Consider the following 6519-nt stretch of genomic DNA (forward strand, 5'->3'; position numbering starts at 1 on the left):
AAATTTATTTGCTGCATCGCCAACATATACCAACTTTGCCTTACAACAAATTTTCGGAACCAATTCCTTGATTATTCATGTCTGTAATTGATTGTGTTTACCGGGCGAGAACTTACTAAATCCTCCTGCCGAAGTTTTTAACAGTATGAGATTTTTATCCTTCCTTTTTTCGTACCTTTCGATTAATCTTCCCTTCTTTGTCACAAATTCATGAAGCATTTTATCCCATTCATGGGTATCGTAAACCTTAACCAATGCTAAGGCTTCATCTGTTATGTTATATACGGTATTGGGGCTATTTGTAGGCCTGAGGGGATTATCAGAATTTCTTTCTACTATACCAGCCTGTTCAAATTGATGCAGTGTCTGCCTTCTAATAGTTTCCCTGGTATTCTCAGCATATTTTTTATTGTAATTCTTCTGGATAAAAACAAGAATATCGTGAATGCGGATAATTCTCTTCTTTGCTCCAGTCCAAAGAGTGTTTTTCTTTAAGTCTAAAATAGCTAAAAGTGTTAGAGATGAACGTTCATTTTGCTGTTCGCGTGGCACCCCGACTTTTATCAGAATATCCAAACCTTCTTTAATTTTCCCCATTTTGATTGTAAACCTCCTTTAAATCCTGCAAAATTTGCGGGCCTATTTTTAAAATGTCGACAACAAGCTTATCCAATTCCTGCCCTATGGCTGGTTTTGAATTTATAATAGCCTTGCCGATTGCTTGAATATCCTCAAGTGATGGAAAAGGCAGATTTTCAATATCTACAGCATTCACCTGTGTGCTCCCATTCAGCATTCTGAAAAAAATATCAATGATTGAGGTATTCAAAACGCCAGCAACACCATAAGCTTCTTCGACCGAAAGCAAACCGCCATATTTGTAAATATAATTTAGATGATTCTCAATGCCTATTCGATCAAATCTCATCCTTGATTTCAGCAAAACCCCTGCATGCACCCTTTTCTTCTGTTCTTTAGAGCTAAATCTTTTTACTAATACATAGTTGCTTGTAGGAACCAATAATATCTTACTTTCTTCATTGGCTTTAATGGCTGGCTCTTTTTTAAGGTTATGGATAGGCCACACGGCATCCATTCCCTTGATATTATGCATCCACAAAAGAGGCACCATGGATTTATTATCATTGAATTCAGGAGACAAAAATTTGGTTGCGCGAAAGGATACAACAGGCCCTGTAGAGACCTTCAGGCAGAGATCCTTTAATGTGCATTTCCATGAGTTGACAATGCGCTGAATTTTAATATCAACTTTTGATGAAGGCACTTTAATAAAAATATCGCCATTTTCTCTATGAAAAATGTCCTCGTAATCAATCTTGAGTTCACTAAGGTCATGAAACAGGCTATTCATGCTTTTTGTTATGGTTGCATGTTTTTGTTCTTTCCCTTCCTTCTTAGGTGTTATCCGCATAATAACATTTTCTTGCAATACATTTTCTTTTGTGAAAACATCTTTTCTTGATTCAAAAACGTGGATATTATTAATGTTGCCATGATCTAGCAGCCATTTTCGGAATCTCTTGAAATACAATCCCGAACAAAAGCTTCTTGGCGTGATAAAGACCATCTGCCCATCATCTTTAAGCATTTCCAAAGACAATGCCATAAAAAAAGAATAAATATTGGGCTGGCCAGAAACGAATTCATTCATAATTTGAGTCTGTGGAGAATTCTTGTTTAATTTGTAATAGGGTGGATTTGAAATAATATAATCATAATAAATCGGCTGGATTTCTGTTCCGAAAAGTGTTTTTTTGTTGAGATAGTTCGGATTATTTAGAATGAAGTCTTTTTCAATGATTTTATACTTAAACACATGTCCCTTTTCTTCCAGAGTAGCCTTGCATTTTTTAAGCGTTTTCTCAAGATAGGGAATTAATTTTGAATCGGTTTCATATGCATCAAGGCATATAGTACAGGCCTTGCGTAAATTCAGCAGGCGTTCACAGAAGGCAGCGCTAAGCATGCCAATACCAGCACCGGGATCTAGAATATTAAAAGATGATTTATTAATATCAAACATGCCAGCCATAAACAAACCAATTGCCTTTTGAGTGAAAAACTGGCCTCTTGATTTTTTATCCGTTAAATCGCTTTTCTTAGCATAGACTCCAGCTAACTCGTCAGCGTATTCTGTCAGCACGCCATTACATGCATTTGATTGTATCATTTCTTCTGAAATGTCTTTCCATGGATAAACACGAGACTCAATTTTTGTCTTCTCTTCCCTTAGTAATCCTAAACCACCGCAGTTATTCATTTTCTCATTTCTCTTTTATTTCCAGCATAGGGTTTAGACGCCTAAAATTTCTATTTGTTATCAAACTTCAACGCGCCACATTTAGTACACTCGTATTCCTTGACTTCAATTAATTTCTTTCTGCATTTTGGACAGATTGGATTATCTTTATTCCTATAATATTTGAATATATTTGCTAATCCTATGTTTAGCAAAAGATAAATCCATGAGATTATACATAAAAAGGGTACCCCAAGCTTATTCAAGTCAATCATTCTGTAATAGTTAGCCATTAACACAACTGAAACAACAAGTAATGTTATTTCCCCGGTTTTCTCTGTTATCCGTTGTATTTTTGGAGAGATTAGCATTTGAAGATTCATTTTAAGCTACCCCGGCAAAATTTGCAGAATTCTGTATTCATATCATTCAAATTATTACAATGAGGGCACTTCTTTTGAAGTAAATTTTTCAAAAGCGCAGCCAAGGCTATGCCCCCTATTATTCCGAGAAGAATACCTATTACTCCATCTAGATCATTTGTTTTACTCATTTTCCAGCCTCAATATAATTATAATTTTAGATGCTACTCTTCAACATTCTTTTATGATAAACAAAAAACCCTCGCCTTGTGAGCGAAGGTTTTAATTATTTTAACGTGGCAGTTCCCCCTTCAAACGATACCACTCTAAATTGTATAGTTTCTTTATACTCTAAGAATTCATTCGTGTCAAGCTCTTTCATAATTTACCTTTGTTTCATTTTACCACTTTTAGTTAAAATCACAAGCCTAGCTTTCTCTAAAAATCCTCTCACTTCGCCTTGATATCTCTCAAATTGTATGGCTATATGTGAGGTGAGAAAAAGAGATAAACCGTTTCTGGAAGAGATTAAGAAGCGTGACCAATTAACCCAAAGCTCATCAAAGAACCTTAATTAGAAAGGAACCAATGCAGGAAAATCTCTTAACCAATATAATGAGCCTTAAGGATGCATCTCTTGGGGAATTAAAGCAAAAATACTCAGAACTTTTTGAAGGCAAGTTCGCTCCTTCAAATAATAAGACTTATCTTTGGAAGAAAATTGCCTATAGGCTACAGGAACTTGAATACGGCGGGCTTTCTACGGAGGCCCAAGGTAAAATACAAGAGCTTATTCAAAAGTATGATCCGGTTAATAACAAGGCTATACGCCCAGAAAACGCTCCTCAAAATAAGTCCAATAAAACAAGCCTTAGACGAGATAAAAGGCTGCCGATTCCAGGCACGGTTATTACCAAAGAATATAAAGGCATTAAACTTCAAGTTAAGATACTTGAATCAGGCTTTGAATACAGTAGTAAGGTTTATAAGACTCTTACGGCTATTGCTAAAGAAGTAACCGGAGCGCACTGGAACGGCTACTTGTTCTTTAATTTGTAAGGAGTAATCTGATGGCAGAAACAAAAGAAGCGAAAAAACGAATCTACTGCGCAGCCTACTGCCGCAAATCAGTGGAAGAGCGTGCAGATGAGACCTTCGGGTCTATCGAGAATCAGCATGAATCTATCCTGAATTTCATCGCAAGCCATAAACACGAGGGCTGGGTGCCGTTGACCGAAAGATACGACGATAACGGCTTTACCGGTTCAAACACCAACCGCCCTTCTCTGCAGAAACTGATCAATGATATCAAAGAAAGCAGGGTTAATATGGTAGTTGTCTATAAATTAGACAGGCTTAGCAGATCGCTTGTGGATTTTGTTCAGCTTCTTAAGTTTTTCGATGAACACGGGGTTGCCTTTGCCTCAATTACCCAGCCAATTGACACAAGCACTTCCACAGGCAAACTTATGCTGCATATCTTGTCTTCCTTTGCCGAGTTTGAAAGAGAATTGATTAGTGAGCGAACCCACGACAAAATGGGTGCTGCGCGCAAACGGGGCCAGTGGCTGGGAGGCAGGCCTCCTTTTGGCTACAGCAGAGATAAAGAAGGAAAAAAGCTGGTAATTGATAAAACCGAAGCAAAAATCGTCCGGGAAATGTTTGAATTGTACCTAAAAGGTAACTCCCTTCTTAAAGTTGCCAGTATTCTAAATGAAAAAGGCTATAGAAGCCGGACAGGAAAACAAAAGGACGGAAAGCCATTCGGAGGCTTAAAATTTGGGGTTACTCAAATACAACAGGCAATCAAGAATGTGGTTTATATAGGGAAGGTTTTCTACGCAGGTCAGGTCTATGACGGCCAGCAGGAAGCAATGATCGACGAAGAAACCTTTAAAAAGGCCCAGGAAAGGCTTAAAGATAACCGCATAGAGCGCAAAGCTACAAAGAACATAGAATGCTCTGGATTATTAACCCATATTCTGCACTGCAAGACCTGCGGGCATGCTATGTTCCATACCTATACCTTAAAGCATAAGACGCACAAGTATCGCTATTATGTCTGCACCAATGCTCAGAAACGCGGATATAACTCCTGCCCTACAAAGTCAGTAAACGCACAGGCAATTGAAGATACCGTGGTTGACTGTTTAAAAATGCTGTTTGCTGAAAATCGAAAGAAGAAAGAAGAACAGAATAAACAGGAAATTGAAGCTCTCCTGTCTCCTGTTTGGGATACCTTATATCCCCAAGAGAAACGGCGCATCCTTAAAGCACTTGTCAAAGAAATTGACTATGATTCAAACAGTAAAAAACTTGGGATATTACTTAACGGCAGCAGCCTACGTCTTAAATTTGATGTTGATTTAAAACAGGTGCGGCCTTTAAACAAATGGCACAAGGAAGAAGAAATCGAAAAGGAACCAAAGATACGCAGAAACTTAATCTTAGCGCACCAATTACAAAGGCTGTTTGACGAAGGCAAGATAAAGAACCTTAAACAGGCCTCTGAATGGATAAATTTTGACCAAGCCCGTCTTGATCATCTCATGACTATGTTGCTTGTTGCACCTGCCATTCAAAATGAGATAGTTAACGGTAATAACCAAATTATCTCACTTATTCCTGAATATAAGGTTCGCTCTCTTGCTGCCGAAGTTGACTGGAAGAAACAAACCCAAATCTGGCAAAACATCAAAGAAACACTCTCCAAGAAATAAGCTTTATCTCTCCTCTCATTCCAGCATTTTCCTAGTAAATGCCAAGAATCTAAGCAAATTATCGCTAAATCTACGCTAAATACCATTTACTACCAAGCCTTTACTAAGCGGCATTTCAGAGATAGAGAGATAAGCTGGTGAGATTTATTTGGCTTACTTTAGCGGACCTTAGGCAGGATTAAAATTGAAGATCAACAACAATAAAATAACAGAAAAAATAACACCCTAACTATTTGACACGTGCGGACATAAAAAATACCCTGACTAGTGCTATTAATCAGGGTAATCTTTATCTCTCATTATTGATTTTGAGAGATTTATTTGGCTCCCCCTCTAGGACTCGAACCTAGGACCTGGAGATTAACAGTCTCTCGCTCTACCAACTGAGCTAAGGGGGAATTGTGGGTAGTATTCTAACACTAGATAATCTGGCTTTCAAGAGCTTTTATATCCACTTCAATCTCTTGAATAAGTTTTTCAATTTCCTTCATCCGCCTGCCATATTCGCGAGCCGTCTCTTCATCGCGGTAAAAATGCGGATTAGATAAGGCCCGCGCCTTGGCATAGCTTTCAAGCTCCAGATTTTCTTTATTCTTGATAAGTTTATTAATCTTATCGCGGATAAGCGAATTATGGGATTTCCGCTTCTTCTCTTCTTCTTTATTTTTTCGTTCTTGTTCTTTTGCCTTCTCTTTAGCCTCATCAACTTGCCTGACTGCCGCAGGCCTGGGCTTATGTTCAGCAGAAGTTTCAGCCAGACTATCCCGTTTTTCAAGATAATAATCAAATGTCCCGGGAAATTTCCTCACCCTGCCGGCTTTAACTTCAAAAACATTGTTCGCAACCGAACTGACAAAATAAATATCATGGCTGATAAAAACAATTGTTCCCTCATAACTCTTAAGCGCCCTGACCAAGGCATCCACGGCATCCACATCAAGATGGGTAGTCGGCTCATCCAGCAGCAGGAAATTCGGGGGGTCAATTAAAAGCTTAGCCAGGATCAGCCGGCTTTTTTCTCCGCCGGAAAGTACTTTAACTTTCTTTTCAGCATCATCACCGCTAAATAAGAATGCACCGAGGATCGTCCTGATGGTTTCTTCCGCCATATAACCCGGAGCAGCAGAATAAGCCTCCTGTAAAACAGTATTCTCGACATTTAAAACATCTGTGCGCG

Annotated in this window: 6 protein-coding genes and 1 tRNA gene; 2 read left to right on the forward strand and 5 right to left on the reverse strand. The window is 38.5% G+C overall.

All coding sequences use genetic code 11. The features are described from left to right. Positions 1-75: 75 nt before the first annotated feature. The 3 genes from PHC29_08550 to PHC29_08560 form a co-directional block, all read right to left on the reverse strand. Positions 76-597: a hypothetical protein gene (locus PHC29_08550; protein MDD5109527.1), complete on the reverse strand. Its 522-nt coding sequence runs from the start codon at positions 595-597 to the stop codon at positions 76-78. Next, positions 584-2281: an Eco57I restriction-modification methylase domain-containing protein gene (locus tag PHC29_08555; protein ID MDD5109528.1), complete on the reverse strand. Its 1698-nt coding sequence runs from the start codon at positions 2279-2281 to the stop codon at positions 584-586. Before PHC29_08555 ends, PHC29_08550 begins: the two co-directional genes overlap by 14 nt. 358 nt (positions 2282-2639) lie before the next feature. Continuing rightward, positions 2640-2813 carry a hypothetical protein gene (locus tag PHC29_08560; protein ID MDD5109529.1) on the reverse strand — a complete coding sequence of 58 codons (174 nt, stop codon included), beginning with the start codon at positions 2811-2813 and terminating at the stop codon, positions 2640-2642. A gap of 397 nt (positions 2814-3210) precedes the next feature. On the opposite strand from PHC29_08560, the gene PHC29_08565 reads away from it, so the two are divergent. Together PHC29_08565 and PHC29_08570 are read left to right on the forward strand one after the other, a co-directional pair. After that, the gene (locus PHC29_08565) at positions 3211-3681 is read left to right on the forward strand and encodes a DUF2924 domain-containing protein (protein ID MDD5109530.1); all 471 of its coding nucleotides are present in this window, start codon (positions 3211-3213) and stop codon (positions 3679-3681) included. Between the two features lie 11 nt (positions 3682-3692). Further along, the gene (locus PHC29_08570; GenBank protein ID MDD5109531.1) at positions 3693-5342 is read left to right on the forward strand and encodes a recombinase family protein; all 1650 of its coding nucleotides are present in this window, start codon (positions 3693-3695) and stop codon (positions 5340-5342) included. A 322-nt stretch (positions 5343-5664) separates the two neighbouring features. Here PHC29_08570 and PHC29_08575 read toward each other — a convergent pair. Both PHC29_08575 and PHC29_08580 read right to left on the reverse strand, forming a co-directional pair. Further along, a tRNA-Asn gene (locus tag PHC29_08575) sits at positions 5665-5740 on the reverse strand. 21 nt (positions 5741-5761) lie between these two features. Further along, positions 5762-6519: ATP-binding cassette domain-containing protein (locus tag PHC29_08580; GenBank protein MDD5109532.1), on the reverse strand; the 758-nt coding region annotated here is incomplete at its 5' end.

Source organism: Candidatus Omnitrophota bacterium (assembly GCA_028712255.1).
Lineage (GTDB): Bacteria > Omnitrophota > Gorgyraeia > Gygaellales > Profunditerraquicolaceae > UBA6249.

What these genes read in the sequence shown, in the direction of transcription:
- PHC29_08565 (MDD5109530.1), top strand. Translation starts at nt 3,211, where the DNA reads ATGCAGGAAAATCTCTTAACCAATATAATGAGCCTTAAGGATGCATCT.
- PHC29_08570 (MDD5109531.1), top strand. Translation starts at nt 3,693, where the DNA reads ATGGCAGAAACAAAAGAAGCGAAAAAACGAATCTACTGCGCAGCCTAC.
- PHC29_08555 (MDD5109528.1), bottom strand. Translation starts at nt 2,281, where the DNA reads ATGAATAACTGCGGTGGTTTAGGATTACTAAGGGAAGAGAAGACAAAA.
- PHC29_08550 (MDD5109527.1), bottom strand. Translation starts at nt 597, where the DNA reads ATGGGGAAAATTAAAGAAGGTTTGGATATTCTGATAAAAGTCGGGGTG.
- PHC29_08560 (MDD5109529.1), bottom strand. Translation starts at nt 2,813, where the DNA reads ATGAGTAAAACAAATGATCTAGATGGAGTAATAGGTATTCTTCTCGGA.